11 protein-coding genes are annotated in these 12,957 nt (G+C 55.0%); 3 read left to right on the plus strand and 8 right to left on the minus strand.

The window, feature by feature from the left end:
- The 6 genes from rutC to GVO84_RS08185 all read right to left on the minus strand — a co-directional run bounded on the left by rutC (position 1) and on the right by GVO84_RS08185 (position 4,657).
- Entirely contained in the window at positions 1-387 is a 387-nt protein-coding gene (gene rutC, locus GVO84_RS08160) for a pyrimidine utilization protein C (RefSeq protein WP_010429508.1), read from the minus strand.
- A gap of 11 nt (positions 388-398) precedes the next feature.
- On the minus strand, positions 399-1,088 hold the full coding sequence (gene rutB, locus GVO84_RS08165) for a pyrimidine utilization protein B (protein ID WP_029742091.1): 690 nt from the start codon (positions 1,086-1,088) through the stop codon (positions 399-401).
- Entirely contained in the window at positions 1,088-2,179 is a 1,092-nt protein-coding gene (gene rutA / locus GVO84_RS08170; protein ID WP_100167076.1) for a pyrimidine utilization protein A, read from the minus strand. The genes rutB and rutA overlap by 1 nt, the downstream gene beginning before the upstream one ends.
- Positions 2,180-2,495: 316 nt before the next feature.
- Positions 2,496-2,897, minus strand: a complete 402-nt coding sequence (locus GVO84_RS08175) for a hypothetical protein (protein WP_159513849.1) — start codon at positions 2,895-2,897, stop codon at positions 2,496-2,498.
- 24 nt (positions 2,898-2,921) lie between these two features.
- A complete protein-coding gene (locus GVO84_RS08180; protein WP_159513850.1) occupies positions 2,922-3,113 on the minus strand; it encodes a hypothetical protein in 192 nt (63 codons plus the stop codon).
- Positions 3,114-3,211: 98 nt separating this feature from the next.
- On the minus strand, positions 3,212-4,657 hold the full coding sequence (locus GVO84_RS08185) for a hypothetical protein (protein WP_159515612.1): 1,446 nt from the start codon (positions 4,655-4,657) through the stop codon (positions 3,212-3,214).
- 715 nt (positions 4,658-5,372) lie between these two features.
- Here GVO84_RS08185 and rutR point away from each other — a divergent pair.
- Positions 5,373-6,011, plus strand: coding sequence for an HTH-type transcriptional regulator RutR (gene rutR, locus GVO84_RS08190; RefSeq protein ID WP_023335217.1), 639 nt, complete (start codon positions 5,373-5,375; stop codon positions 6,009-6,011).
- Here rutR and GVO84_RS08195 read toward each other — a convergent pair.
- Complete coding sequence (locus GVO84_RS08195; protein WP_159515613.1) at positions 6,008-6,403, minus strand: lysozyme inhibitor LprI family protein; 396 nt, start codon at positions 6,401-6,403, stop codon at positions 6,008-6,010. The genes rutR and GVO84_RS08195 overlap by 4 nt on opposite strands.
- 101 nt (positions 6,404-6,504) lie before the next feature.
- Positions 6,505-10,467 (minus strand): trifunctional transcriptional regulator/proline dehydrogenase/L-glutamate gamma-semialdehyde dehydrogenase, encoded by a 3,963-nt coding sequence (gene putA, locus GVO84_RS08200; protein WP_159513851.1) that lies wholly within the window; start codon positions 10,465-10,467, stop codon positions 6,505-6,507.
- Between the two features lie 422 nt (positions 10,468-10,889).
- Here putA and putP point away from each other — a divergent pair, with 422 nt between their 5' ends.
- Both putP and GVO84_RS08210 read left to right on the plus strand, forming a co-directional pair.
- Entirely contained in the window at positions 10,890-12,398 is a 1,509-nt protein-coding gene (gene putP, locus GVO84_RS08205) for a sodium/proline symporter PutP (protein WP_159513852.1), read from the plus strand.
- A gap of 115 nt (positions 12,399-12,513) precedes the next feature.
- Entirely contained in the window at positions 12,514-12,933 is a 420-nt protein-coding gene (locus GVO84_RS08210; RefSeq protein WP_032658073.1) for a DUF3574 domain-containing protein, read from the plus strand.
- The last annotated feature ends 24 nt before the right edge of the window (positions 12,934-12,957 follow it).

Here is a 12,957-nt window from a genome sequence, read left to right on the forward strand (position 1 = left end):
TCACTTCGCGATGTGCGCAACGGTGGCGATTTCAACCAGCGCCTCAGGCTTCACCAGCCCACACTGAATGCAGAACCGGGCCGGTTTATCGCCGGGGAAGAACTCGGCGTAGATCTCATTAATCGCGGCGTAGTTTTTCCAGTCGGTGATAAAGATGCTGTTGAAGGTCACATCCTCCATCGTGCCACCCGCCGTTTCGATCACGGTTTTGATCGTCTCCAGCACGTGGCGGGTTTGCGCCTTTGGGTCGTTGATAAACACCACGTTGTTGTCTTTATCAAAAGGCAGCGTGCCGGAGACATACACCACGCCGTCGGCGAGGGTGCCGGGAACAAACGGGGCGATGGGCGTGCTGGTGCCCGGCGGAATAATCACGGATTTTGGCATCAGGTGTCTCCTCAGGCGATACGGGCGAGCGGGGGATTCAGGGCGTCGCAGAAATCATTGACGTTACTGACCCAGCCAAAAAAGGTTTCGATATTGAACAGGGCCGCTTTCTGGGCGAATTCCGGCCCGGCCTGATGGGTCGCGTCCTCCAGCACTACGCCAAAATACTCGAGGAAAAAGCCGTCGCGCAGGGTCGACTCCACGCAGACGTTGGTGGCGATGCCGGTGAACACCAGATGGCGAATGCCCCGGCTGCGCAGCAGGCTGTCGAGCGGGGTATTGAAAAAGCCGCTGTAGCGCGGTTTGGGCAGGACAATATCGCCCGCCTGCGGTACCAGCTCATCCACCAGCTGATAGTCCCAGCCGCCTTTCGCCAGCAGCTTGCCCTGCAGTTCGGGCCGTTTACGCATGGTTTTCAGGGCGTTCGACTTGTGGAAATTGGGCGAGCCGGGGCCGCCGGCCTCGACGTACTGGTCATCCCAGCCGTTCTGGAACCAGATGATGAGCATACCCGCAGCGCGCGCGGCGGCGACGGCGGTTTTAATGTTCTCGATCACCGGCCGGGTGGCGGAGACGTCGAACCCCGCCAGATCCAGATAACCGCCCTGGCTGGCGTAGGCGTTTTGCATGTCCACCACGATCAGCGCGCTCTGCTGCGGCGCAAAGGTGATGGCTTCCGGGCGTGCGTTAAGAGTCGTCATTACGCCACCTCCTTCGTGACGGCAGGGATGTGGGCGCGGCACTGCATCAGCGGCTGGATGCGCTCGCCGAAGGTTTCTACGCCGGTGAGGAAATCATCAAAGGTCAGCAGGACGCCTTCTGCGCCGGGGACGGCCGCCACTTCGTCAAGCATTCTGGCGACGCTGGCGTACGAGCCGACCAGCGTGCCCATGTTGATATTGACCGCAGAGGTCGGGTCGGCCATCTGACGCACGTTGGTATCCGCCCCGGAGCGGGTATCCTTCTGGCTCTGTTCGGTCAGCCAGCTCAGGGCCTCCTCGTCGGCGCCGTCCTTATAGCGCTCCCATTTGGCGCGCGCGGCGTCGTCGGTTTCATCGGCAATCACCATAAACAGCACGTAGGAGCCCACGTCGCGTCCCGTCCTGTCGGCGGCCTCTTTCATCCGCGCGGCGGTCGGGGCAAAGGCGGCAGGCGTGTTCACGCCTTTACCGAAGCAGAAGTTAAAGTCGGCGTATTTGGCGGAAAATTCCATCCCCGCGTCGCTCTGCCCGGCGCAAATCACCTTCATCGGCACCGACGGCTGCGGGCTGACGCGGCAGTCGTTCATGGTGAAGAAGTCACCCTTGAAATCGCTTTTTCCGGTACCCCACAGATCGCGCAGCACCTGCACGTATTCGGTCAGGTAGTCGTAGCGACGCGAGAAGTAGTCGTCACCTGGCCAGAGCCCCATCTGCTCGTACTCGGGTTTTTGCCAGCCGGTGACCAGGTTAACGCCAAAGCGCCCGCCGGAAATGGAGTCGATGGTGGAGGCCATGCGCGCCACGATCGCCGGTGGGAGGGTGAGCGTGGCGGCGGTAGCGTAAATCTGAATACGCGAGGTGACCGCGGCCAGACCGGCCATCAGGGTAAAGGACTCCAGGTTGTGATCCCAGAATTCGGTTTTGCCGCCAAAGCCGCGCAGCTTGATCATCGAAAGCGCAAAGTCGAAATGGTAGTGCTCCGCCTTCTGCACGATGGCTTTATTCAGCTCAAAGGTCGGCATGTATTGCGGTGCAGTGGTCGAGATAAGCCAGCCGTTGTTGCCGATGGGTACAAATACGCCAATTTTCATCACGAACCTCTCTTCATCTCAGTGTGGGGTGAAAGTCAGACGTGGCGCTGCATCCTGCATATCCTGTTCAGCCTCGTGAGAAAGGATTTGCAAAGGGAATGCCAGTTTTCAAAATTGCTTTGTTATTAATGTGTTAATTATGGGTTGGTGAATTGGGTGTAAATAAAGTGGACTAAATGGTCAAAAGAAATGCACACAAAGCAGGCAACGGTGCTCGATGGCGGTGCAGGAGCGAGGAGGGGAATGCAGCACGATCCCGGTGCAGTCCGGGATCGCAGGTTAGCGTTTATTGTGGCTTCACGCATAAAAACGACTTTTATTTAGTTGCTGGTTTAGCATTAACCACAGTCTCCTTACCTTTGATAGCATTATCTAATATTTTAGAGAATAGTTGTGCGTAGGCATCTTGGTCTATGGCATTTGAACCATAAGCCATGCATAGTGAGAAGCTAGACGATAATACAAACAGAGCAGATGACATTTCATCGTCCTTATTCAGAACAACCACGTCAGAAGTATCTTGAGTATCACGTTTCCCAGTAATAGATACTTTCGGTACGGTGATTGTAGCTTCTGTATTACGGATCTTTTTTAATGCTTCTGCTGCTTGAGATGGTAGGGTACAAAGTACTGGTTCGAAGTGTGCTGTATCACCCTTCCGGTAAAGGACATAAGATAAATTTTTCATAGGGTTGGTTAAAATTAATTTACCTTGCACTCTGCAATTGCTATCTCTGTGGTGCTAAATTCCATTAGCATCCTTATAATCATCACAGTTATATGAAGCTTGATTGGTAATCGCTAAAATATCAGTTTCCTTAGGTGCCTCTGAGGTGCACCCACTTAAAAGTAAACTAGCTAACACAATAGAGGGAGCAATCAATTTGTTTGAGTTTGAGAGAATGCGTAAATAAAAACCAAAGTTAGTCGACATGGGGGACTCCAATCAAAAGGATAATTAAATGGATTCAATCTTTATTCACCATTAAGGGACTCTAATGGCTGAACATGTTACGGAGTTAGCCAACGTTTTTATTTCATTGCATAAGCCTCGATTAGTCTCCATAACAACCGGCCCATAGGTAATCGATAGATATCGCTATGGGCATCGCCACCTGTACCAAAGGAATTGAATTGTGTAATTCCGTTTGATGTATCAATGTAATCAATTATTCTTGACTCATTAATAATTTTAAGAGGGTTTGTACATTTTTCTGATGTATCACCACGGTTGCAGAGTGAAAATTTACCATGTGTTTCTGTAGCTGATGTATCTGAGGCAGTCATACAGTGAAATGTTCCCGAGTAAACTGGTTGCGTACAAGCTTTCACATAACTTTTCACTGCTCCTGCAGGGTCAGTCCATTTCGCAAATTTTACTGCTGAGTCGAATTTCGATGCTGTTAATACTAATTTAGTATTACCCAATCTCATGTAATCTCTATATGGCGCTCCTTCTTCACTTAACCCAGGAAAGAACCTGTTGATACTCATGGCACCCTGCAATGACACTGCTAAATCTACGGGGCTCGAGACCGTGGTGTCATTTTTTATTAATGGACTGCTAAATAGCGCTCGAGTCATAGCGCGAGCACCGAAACTATGACCTATGGCGATGACAGGAAGTTTGATGCCTGATTCGCTCATGCTCTCAGGTATAGTTTGATTGATAATTTTATTAAGCCAGATGAGACCCAGTTCGTCCGCATCGTTTGCTTTGTTTGGGTAGCTGGCAACATTATCTAGCCTGGTGGACCAATATGAAGGCCAGGTAATACCAATTACGAGTGGCCTAAAAGGAAGGTTATTTTTTTCGAAGGACTTTATGACTCGTACTCTGGGGATTAGTATGTTACTTGTGGAACTTAAAGGGTTTTCTTTAACATGATCCTGTTGTTCCAGAGAGGCTGTTATTATATTTCCAGTAATGTCATTAAAATTACGAACTGCGTCACTTTGAGACGTATTCCAGCCCATGACGATGATCAGGATATGGCTATAAGCGCCACTTTTAAGATCATGCTTGAGATTGCTTTTAAGTGCAGTAATCCCAACGTCACTATTTTTATAAAATGAGCGTAATTCAGCGTGCTTTGCATCTTCAATAGAGCTGGAAATTTTACACGCATCCCACCCATTTATTTTTGCTAGATCGATATTTGATTTGCCTACTAATTCTTCTGATATATAGGAATTATAAACAAAACAGTAGCTGCTAGTAATATAAGGAGTGGGTGAGCTTTCATTTATGACATTAAAATTATTTTTTATGATATGAGATATAAAAATGGATTTTCTATTGCTTTTTGGTAGTGGTTTGATTTTATTTGGTCCGCCGATGGTTCTTATCGGTGATTTTTCAACGCCAATGATATATCCGGGGCTGTGAAGGGCTATACCTGAAGGATAATATAACATAGAGTGAAAGCTTCGAGTGGTTGTGCCATCGAGTTCAAGTTTCTTTTCATAAGGAGCCATTACCGTATCAGAATTGCTACAACTGCTGACAGTAGAACAAAACATTATGATGAACATCTTTGATAATTTCATATGCTTTACCCAATCAAATGCTGTGAGTTGAACATTTAGGATGCAATAATTCATAAGCAATAGAATCTATTTTTAAAAACCTTAGTCCCAAATTAAGGTTATTTAGTGTGTTAAAGAGTAAATGTGATTTGTTCTCATCATTTCATCATCAAATGGTTTTCTAAACATAAAAGCACAGTGGTTCAAGCTCGAGTAGGTAACTTCATTAAACTTAGACCTGCTTAAAAACAACTCCAGTGATTTCCGGTTAGAAATGAAAATAACATTAAAATACTGAGTTTTATTTTTATTGTGGTATTTAATTTCATGGCATTAAACACTTTCAGGATTTTATTGATTTTACTTTGGTAGAATAGAAAGCCTTAACAATAGATTTATTCACCAAATGAATAAATGGTGTATTGAAAAAAACATCAGCCTGTTTCTCAAAAAATTTATGGTTCATGTAGTTTTAACAACCGTACCAGGCACGAAGCGGACCGTTTAAAGTACCGAGGAGTCAGCTATAAAGGACTAGCAACATTCGCACCTGACCTCGCTCAACAGCTTTTCTTTTTCGATTTTGCACAGAGCCTGCACCCCAAAATGTCGAGAGAAAGCAGGGCTTTTGCTATGCTATGGCAAACCAATAAGGAGAGCGGGAATGGCACAAGGCGCAGTGAAAACACCAGGTAAACGTTCGCAGGCGGTGAGCGCTAAGAAACAGGCGATCCTCAGCGCGGCGCTGGAGACCTTTTCGCAGTTTGGTATTCACGGCACGCGCCTGGAGCAGGTGGCTGAGCAGTCCGGGGTATCCAAAACCAATCTGCTCTACTACTACCCGTCGAAAGAGGCGCTCTATATCGCGGTGATGCAGCAGATCCTCGATATCTGGCTGGCGCCGCTGAAGGCCTTCCGCGCAGAGCTGGCCCCGCTGGTGGCGATCAAAGAGTACATTCGCCTGAAGCTGGAGGTGTCGCGCGATTACCCGCAGGCATCAAGGCTGTTTTGTCTTGAGATGCTGCAGGGCGCGCCGCTGTTGCAGGCGGAATTAACCGGAGATTTAAAGCAGCTGGTTGACGATAAGTCGGCCATTATTGCCGGATGGGTCGCCAGCGGAAAGCTGGCACCGGTCGACCCGCATCATCTGATCTTTATGATTTGGGCCTCCACCCAGCATTACGCTGACTTTGCGGCCCAGGTTGAGGCGGTGACCGGTAAAACGCTCCAGGACGAGGCGTTTTTCCACAGCACGCTGGAAAACGTGCAGCGGATGATTATCGAAGGGATCCGCCTGCGCTAGTTTCCCGGCGGGAGAGGGCAGCTTAAGTCGCCCTCTTCACACTGCATCAGCGAGGCCAGAAACGCTTCGCGCTCCACGGTTTTTTCCGCCAGGCACTGGTTAACAATCATTGGCTGGACGCTCCCGCCTTCCGTCCCCGAACCGATAAACGCACAGTCCGCGTCGCGCAGGGTAATCCACGCCTGCTGCGCTTTTTTCAGCAGGTCGCGCTGGGGGGCTGCCGCGCGTTTGATGGCGGCCTGATAGGTCTGGTTGAGTTTTTTATCGGCAGCCTGGTACTGCTGCGCGCTACAGGTATTCAATTCAAGCTGGGTGGTCGCTTTGTCGCACTCGTCGGCCAGCGCGCTGGCGCTAAGCAGCAGCGCTGCGCCTGCGAGAAATACTCTTTTCATCATTCCCTCCGTGTAAAAAAGCCGGATGCGCTGCGCTTATCCGGCCTGGGGTGATTTTGTAGCCCCGGTAAGCGTAGCGTCACCGGGGAAAGTTTACACGATTAACCGATTGTCATCAGGCTGGCGTTACCGCCTGCCGCCGCCGTGTTGACGCTGAGCGAGTGCTCCACGTACAGACGCTCCAGCAGCAGGTTGGTTTCACCGCGGGCGAAGCCCTGTACCGAAACAATCGCCCCGCTGCGGGCCGCCACCTGCTCGCACAGTTCGCGCAGCTGGTCGGAATCACCGTGGTAAATTACGGCATCAAACGGCTGCGTCAGCAGCGCATCGGCTTTCGCGAAGCGAATGCGGGCTGAGACCGCTTTCGGCAGCTGTTTGGCGAGATCGCGATGCAGCGCATCTTCCGGCCACAGCACTTCACAACCGGTTGCCATCGCGGCGGCCAGCTGCACCAGCGCGTCCTGCTCGTTATCGGCCACGCACAGCACGCGCTCGCGCGGCATCAGCGTCCAGGTGTTGCGCTCGCCGGTTGGCCCCGGCAGCAGACGCTGGGTGCCCGCCTGCGCCAGCTCGCCGTACTGCTTCGCCACCTTTTGTAGCTCTGGACGTTTATCGGCCCAGTTAATCAGCGCGTCCAGCGGCTGCGTCAGCACAGTTTTCAGCTGTGCGTCTACCGGATACTCGCTGTCCTGGCGCGCCAGCGTCACGCCCAGCGCATTCTCAGGACGGTTCGCCAGCAGACGGTACAGGTAGAGCGGACCGCCCGCTTTCGGACCGGTCCCGGAGAGGCCTTCGCCGCCAAACGGCTGTACGCCCACGACCGCGCCGACCATGTTGCGGTTGACGTACAGGTTGCCCACTTTGGCGCTGCCGGTCACCTGCGCGATAGTCTCGTCGATACGGGTATGCACGCCGAGCGTCAGGCCATAGCCGGAGGCGTTGATCTGCTCAACCAGTTCGTTCAGGTTGTTACGGTTGTAGCGCACCACGTGCAGCACCGGGCCGAAGACCTCTTTTTTCAGCTCGTCGAAGCTTGCCAGCTCAATCAGCGTTGGCGGCACAAAGGTGCCGGTCCGCCATTCGCGGGCATCTTCGCTGTTTTCACGCACCGCCTGGAATACCGGACGGCCTTTCGCGCGCATGGTCTGAATGTGGTTTTCGATGTTGGCTTTGGCTTCCGCGTCGATCACCGGTCCGATGTCGGTGGTGAGACGGCCCGGGTTGCCCATGCGGCATTCGGCCATCGCGCCGCGCAGCATCTTCAGCGTGTGGTCCGCCACGTCGTCCTGCAGGCACAGCACGCGCAGCGCGGAGCAGCGCTGACCGGCGCTGTCGAAGGCGGAGGCCAGCACGTCGACCACCACCTGCTCGGTAAGGGCAGAGGAGTCAACGATCATGGCGTTCATCCCGCCGGTTTCCGCGATGAGCGGCGTAGGACGACCCTGCGCATCCAGACGGGTGGCAATGTTGCGCTGCAGCAGGGACGCCACTTCGGTCGAACCGGTGAACATCACGCCGCGCACGCGGTTATCGGAGGTCAGTTTGGCGCCGACCGTTTCACCTCGGCCCGGCAGCAGCTGAACCACGCCCGCCGGCACGCCGGCTTCCAGAAGAATGTTGATGCCCTGCGCGGCAATCAGCGGAGTCTGCTCTGCCGGTTTTGCCAGCACGCTGTTGCCTGCGGCCAGGGCGGCGGCAATCTGGCCGGTGAAGATCGCCAGCGGGAAGTTCCACGGGCTGATACAGACGACCGGACCCAGCGGACGGTGGGTTTCGTTGTCGAAATCATCGCGCACCTGACCGGCGTAGTAGTGCAGGAAATCGACGGCCTCGCGCACTTCGGCAATGGCGTTGCTGAAGGTTTTACCCGCTTCGCGCACCAGAATGCCGATGAGCGACTGCATCTGATCTTCCATCAGCACCGCGGCGCGTTCCAGAATCGCGGCGCGCTCCTGCGGCGGGGTGGCGAACCAGATAGGGGCGTTATTCACCGCGCTGTCCAGCGCCTGATCCACTTCCGCCTCGGTGGCTTCACGCACGTAGCCGACGATATCTTTTGGCTCTGCAGGGTTAATAACCGGCTGCATGTCGCCGTCAGCAGCGGGCTGCTCCAGAATCGGTTTGGCCTGCCACTTCTGCAGCGCGCTGTTGAGCAGGGCAGAGGAGAGCGATGCCAGACGGTGTTCGTTGGCGAGATCCAGACCCGCCGAGTTGACGCGGCCTTTGCCGTACAGCTCGCGCGGCAGGGCAATCTTCGGATGCGGCAGGCCAATCTGACCTTCCTGCGCCGCCATCTTCTCAACGGCCTGCACCGGGTCGGCCACCAGCTCGTCCAGCGGCAGGGTGGTGTCGGCGATGCGGTTAACGAAGGAGGTGTTCGCGCCGTTTTCCAGCAGACGACGTACCAGGTACGCCAGCAGGGTTTCGTGGGTACCCACCGGAGCATAGATACGGCACGGGCGGTTCAGCTTGCCGTCCGCCACTTTACCGGTGACCTGCTCGTACAGCGGTTCGCCCATGCCGTGCAGGCACTGGAACTCGTATTGGCCAGGATAGTAGTTCTGCCCGGCCAGGCTGTAGATCGCCGCCAGGGTGTGGGCGTTGTGGGTCGCGAACTGCGGATAGATCAGGTTCGGCACGCCGAGCAGCTTTTTCGCACAGGCGAGGTAAGAGACGTCGGTGTAAACCTTGCGGGTATAAACCGGATAGCCTTCCAGCCCGTCCATCTGGGCGCGTTTGATTTCGCTGTCCCAGTAGGCGCCTTTCACCAGACGGATCATCAGGCGACGACGGCTGCGGCTGGCCAGGTCAATCAGGTAATCAATGACGAACGGGCAGCGCTTCTGGTAGGCCTGGATAACGAAACCGATGCCGTTCCAGCCTGCCAGCTCCGGCTCGAAGCACAGTTTTTCCAGCAGATCGAGGGAGATCTCCAGACGGTCGGCCTCTTCGGCGTCGATGTTAATGCCGATGTCATACTGGCGCGCCAGCAGGGTCAGGGATTTCAGGCGCGGGTAGAGCTCTTCCATCACCCGGTCGTACTGTGCGCGGCTATAGCGCGGATGCAGGGCAGAGAGCTTAATGGAGATGCCCGGGCCTTCATAAATACCGCGACCGTTGGACGCTTTACCGATGGCGTGGATCGCCTGCTGGTAAGAGACCATATAGGCCTGCGCGTCGGCGGCGGTCAGCGCCGCTTCGCCCAGCATGTCGTAGGAGTAGCGGAAACCTTTATCTTCCAGCTTGCGGGCGTTCGCCAGCGCCTCGGCAATGGTTTCCCCGGTGACGAACTGCTCGCCCATCAGGCGCATCGCCATGTCCACGCCCTTGCGGATCAGCGGCTCGCCGCTCTTACCGATGATGCGGTTCAGGGAGCGGGAGAGGTTGGCTTCGTTATGGGTGGAGACCAGCTTGCCGGTAAACAGCAGGCCCCAGGTTGCCGCGTTGACGAACAGCGACGGGCTGCGGCCAATGTGGGAATGCCAGTTGCCGTTGCTGATCTTGTCGCGGATCAGCGCGTCGCGGGTGGCTTTATCCGGAATACGCAGCAGCGCTTCCGCGAGGCACATCAGCGCCACGCCTTCCTGAGAGGAGAGGGAAAACTCCTGCAGCAGACCCTGAACCATCCCGGCGCGGCCGGTGGCGGTTTTCTGGTTGCGCAGCTTGTCGGCTAACTGATACGCCAGGCTGTGCGCCTGTGCGGCAATGGCTTCCGGCAGGCGAGCCTGCTCCAGCAGCATCGGCACGGCGTCGGTTTCGGCACGGCGGTAGGCGCCGGTAATGGCGGCACGGCTGACGGACTGCGGCAGGATCTGCTCGGCAAACTCAAGGAACGGCTGATGGTTCTCGTCGCCAGAGACGGGCGCTTCCTCGCTTTCGTTCGCCGCACCGGCCAGCAGGGCAGGCAGCTCCGGCAGGCCCTCATCGCTCTCGAGTCTTTCGAGATAGTTAAAAATCGCCTGCTTAATTAACCAGTGCGGCGTGCGGTCAATGCGGGTTGCTGCGGTCTTAATCCGTTCGCGGGTTGCGTCATCCAGCTTAACCCCCATGGTGGTCATACCCATGCCAAAGCTCCTGTTGTTCTGTAATAGCGTTCTGTAGATAGCGTGAAATATCCCCCATGTTGCAACTTTGTGCAACCGTGTTAAATGTGACCTGGTTTGCAACCCGGAAAATGAATGGATTGTTAACGAATGGTTAGCTGGAAAAACGCGCTGGCTTTTGTGCGGGAAGCCTGGTTTTATGCGGCAGTTAACACTTTTCAAAGGTGCAACCCGTAAAAGCGTGAGCGAGTGCAACCTATAGGAAACTCGTATCAAACCGGGGATGAAATTGATGTAAATGCAGTGTTAAATCGTTTGTCAGCGGAAGGCGCATACGGCAGGATAGCGCGCCCAACCGAAACACAAGATACATTCACCTCGTTCCGGTGATCATATAACAAGGCAGCCCGGATGGTTGTCGCTCGACATTTTGGAGAATTTGAATGGCTATTAGCACACCGATGCTGGTGACATTTCTCGTTTATATTTTTGGCATGATCCTGATAGGGTTTTTGGCGTGGCGTTCTACAAAGAACTTTGACGACTACATTCTGGGCGGACGCAGTTTAGGCCCGATGGTGACCGCACTCTCTGCGGGCGCATCTGACATGAGCGGCTGGCTGCTGATGGGGCTGCCGGGCGCGATTTTCATCTCCGGTATCTCTGAAAGCTGGATCGCCATCGGTCTGACCGTCGGCGCGTGGATCAACTGGAAGCTGGTGGCAGGCCGCCTGCGCGTGCATACCGAGGCCAACAACAACGCCCTGACGCTGCCGGACTACTTCACCGGACGTTTTGAAGATAACAGCCGCATCCTGCGCATTATCTCCGCGGTGGTTATTCTGCTGTTCTTCACCATTTACTGTGCCTCCGGCATTGTGGCGGGCGCGCGCCTGTTCGAAAGCACCTTCGGCATGAGCTATGAAACCGCCCTGTGGGCCGGTGCGGCGGCGACCATCCTCTATACCTTCGTGGGCGGTTTCCTGGCGGTGAGCTGGACCGACACCGTGCAGGCGAGCCTGATGATCTTCGCCCTGATCCTGACCCCGGTGATTGTGATTTTCACCGTTGGCGGCTTTGGCGAATCGCTGGAAGTGATCAAGCAGAAGAGCATTGAAAACGTCGACATGCTGAAAGGGCTGAACTTCGTGGCCATCGTGTCGCTGATGGGCTGGGGCCTGGGCTACTTCGGTCAGCCACACATTCTGGCGCGCTTTATGGCGGCGGATTCTCACCACACCATCGTTCATGCCCGTCGCATCAGTATGACGTGGATGATTCTGTGTCTGGCGGGTGCGTGCGCGGTCGGCTTCTTCGGTATCGCGTACTTCAACAACAACCCGGCGCAGGCGGGCGCGGTGAACCAGAACGCCGAGCGCGTGTTCATCGAGCTGGCGCAAATTCTGTTCAACCCGTGGATTGCCGGTATTCTGCTCTCCGCGATCCTGGCGGCGGTGATGTCCACCCTGAGCTGCCAGCTGCTGGTTTGCTCCAGTGCGATCACCGAAGACCTCTACAAAGCCTTCCTGCGTAAAAACGCGAGCCAGAAAGAGCTGGTGTGGGTAGGGCGCTTTATGGTGCTGGTGGTGGCGCTGATTGCCATCGCGCTGGCGGCCAACCCGGATAACCGCGTGCTGGGCCTGGTGAGCTACGCGTGGGCGGGCTTCGGTGCCGCGTTTGGTCCGGTGGTGCTGTTCTCCGTACTGTGGTCACGCATGACCCGCAACGGCGCGCTGGCGGGGATGATCATCGGTGCGGTGACCGTCATTGTCTGGAAGCAGTTCGCGTGGCTGGGCCTGTACGAAATCATTCCGGGCTTCATCTTCGGCAGCATCGGTATCGTGGTCTTCAGCCTGCTGGGTAAAGCACCGTCTGCCTCCATGCAGAAACGCTTTGCAGAAGCAGACGCGCACTACCACTCCGCGCCGCCGTCTAAGCTGCAGCCGGAATAATTTTCCCACGTAACACCGTAGGCCGGGTAAGCGTTAGCGCCACCCGGCTTTTTCTTGCAAATTTTCCAGAATTACGTTGATATCGCTGCACTTATAACAATGAGGATAGCGAAGCATGACAATCAAAACAGGGTTAATGGCGGCGGCATTATTGATGCTGGCTGGCTGCAACGCGCCATCGCAACACGCAGCGGTAGAGACCTGCAAAGCGGATAACCAGATGCAGCAAACCACGCTCTATTTCGGCTTAAATCGGCCTGCCGGGGCGCAGATCACCGGCAACGAGTGGCAGCAGTTTGTTGACCAGGACGTGACGCCGCGCTTTCGCGATGGCTTAACGGTATTTGATGCGCGCGGGCAGTGGCTGGGGAACGACGGAAAAGTGGCGCGTGAGCCGAGCAAAGCGCTGATGCTGATCCACGGTAAAGATGCGCAGAGCGAGAAAAACATCGAAGCGTTGCGCGGGATTTATAAATCACGCTTCGCGCAGGAGTCGGTGATGCGCGTCGACCAGCCGGTGTGCGTGCAGTTCTGAGAAACCGATGTCCGGTGGCGGCTA

Origin of the sequence: Enterobacter sp. SM3 (assembly GCF_009811935.2) — a bacterium.
GTDB lineage: Bacteria > Pseudomonadota > Gammaproteobacteria > Enterobacterales > Enterobacteriaceae > Enterobacter > Enterobacter asburiae_D.

Coding starts and splice junctions, on each gene's coding strand:
- putP (WP_159513852.1), top strand. CDS start 10,890: ATGGCTATTAGCACACCGATGCTGGTGACATTTCTCGTTTATATTTTT.
- rutR (WP_023335217.1), top strand. CDS start 5,373: ATGGCACAAGGCGCAGTGAAAACACCAGGTAAACGTTCGCAGGCGGTG.
- GVO84_RS08180 (WP_159513850.1), bottom strand. CDS start 3,113: ATGTCGACTAACTTTGGTTTTTATTTACGCATTCTCTCAAACTCAAAC.
- rutC (WP_010429508.1), bottom strand. CDS start 387: ATGCCAAAATCCGTGATTATTCCGCCGGGCACCAGCACGCCCATCGCC.
- rutB (WP_029742091.1), bottom strand. CDS start 1,088: ATGACGACTCTTAACGCACGCCCGGAAGCCATCACCTTTGCGCCGCAG.
- putA (WP_159513851.1), bottom strand. CDS start 10,467: ATGGGTATGACCACCATGGGGGTTAAGCTGGATGACGCAACCCGCGAA.
- GVO84_RS08195 (WP_159515613.1), bottom strand. CDS start 6,403: ATGAAAAGAGTATTTCTCGCAGGCGCAGCGCTGCTGCTTAGCGCCAGC.
- rutA (WP_100167076.1), bottom strand. CDS start 2,179: ATGAAAATTGGCGTATTTGTACCCATCGGCAACAACGGCTGGCTTATC.
- GVO84_RS08185 (WP_159515612.1), bottom strand. CDS start 4,657: ATGGCTCCTTATGAAAAGAAACTTGAACTCGATGGCACAACCACTCGA.
- GVO84_RS08210 (WP_032658073.1), top strand. CDS start 12,514: ATGACAATCAAAACAGGGTTAATGGCGGCGGCATTATTGATGCTGGCT.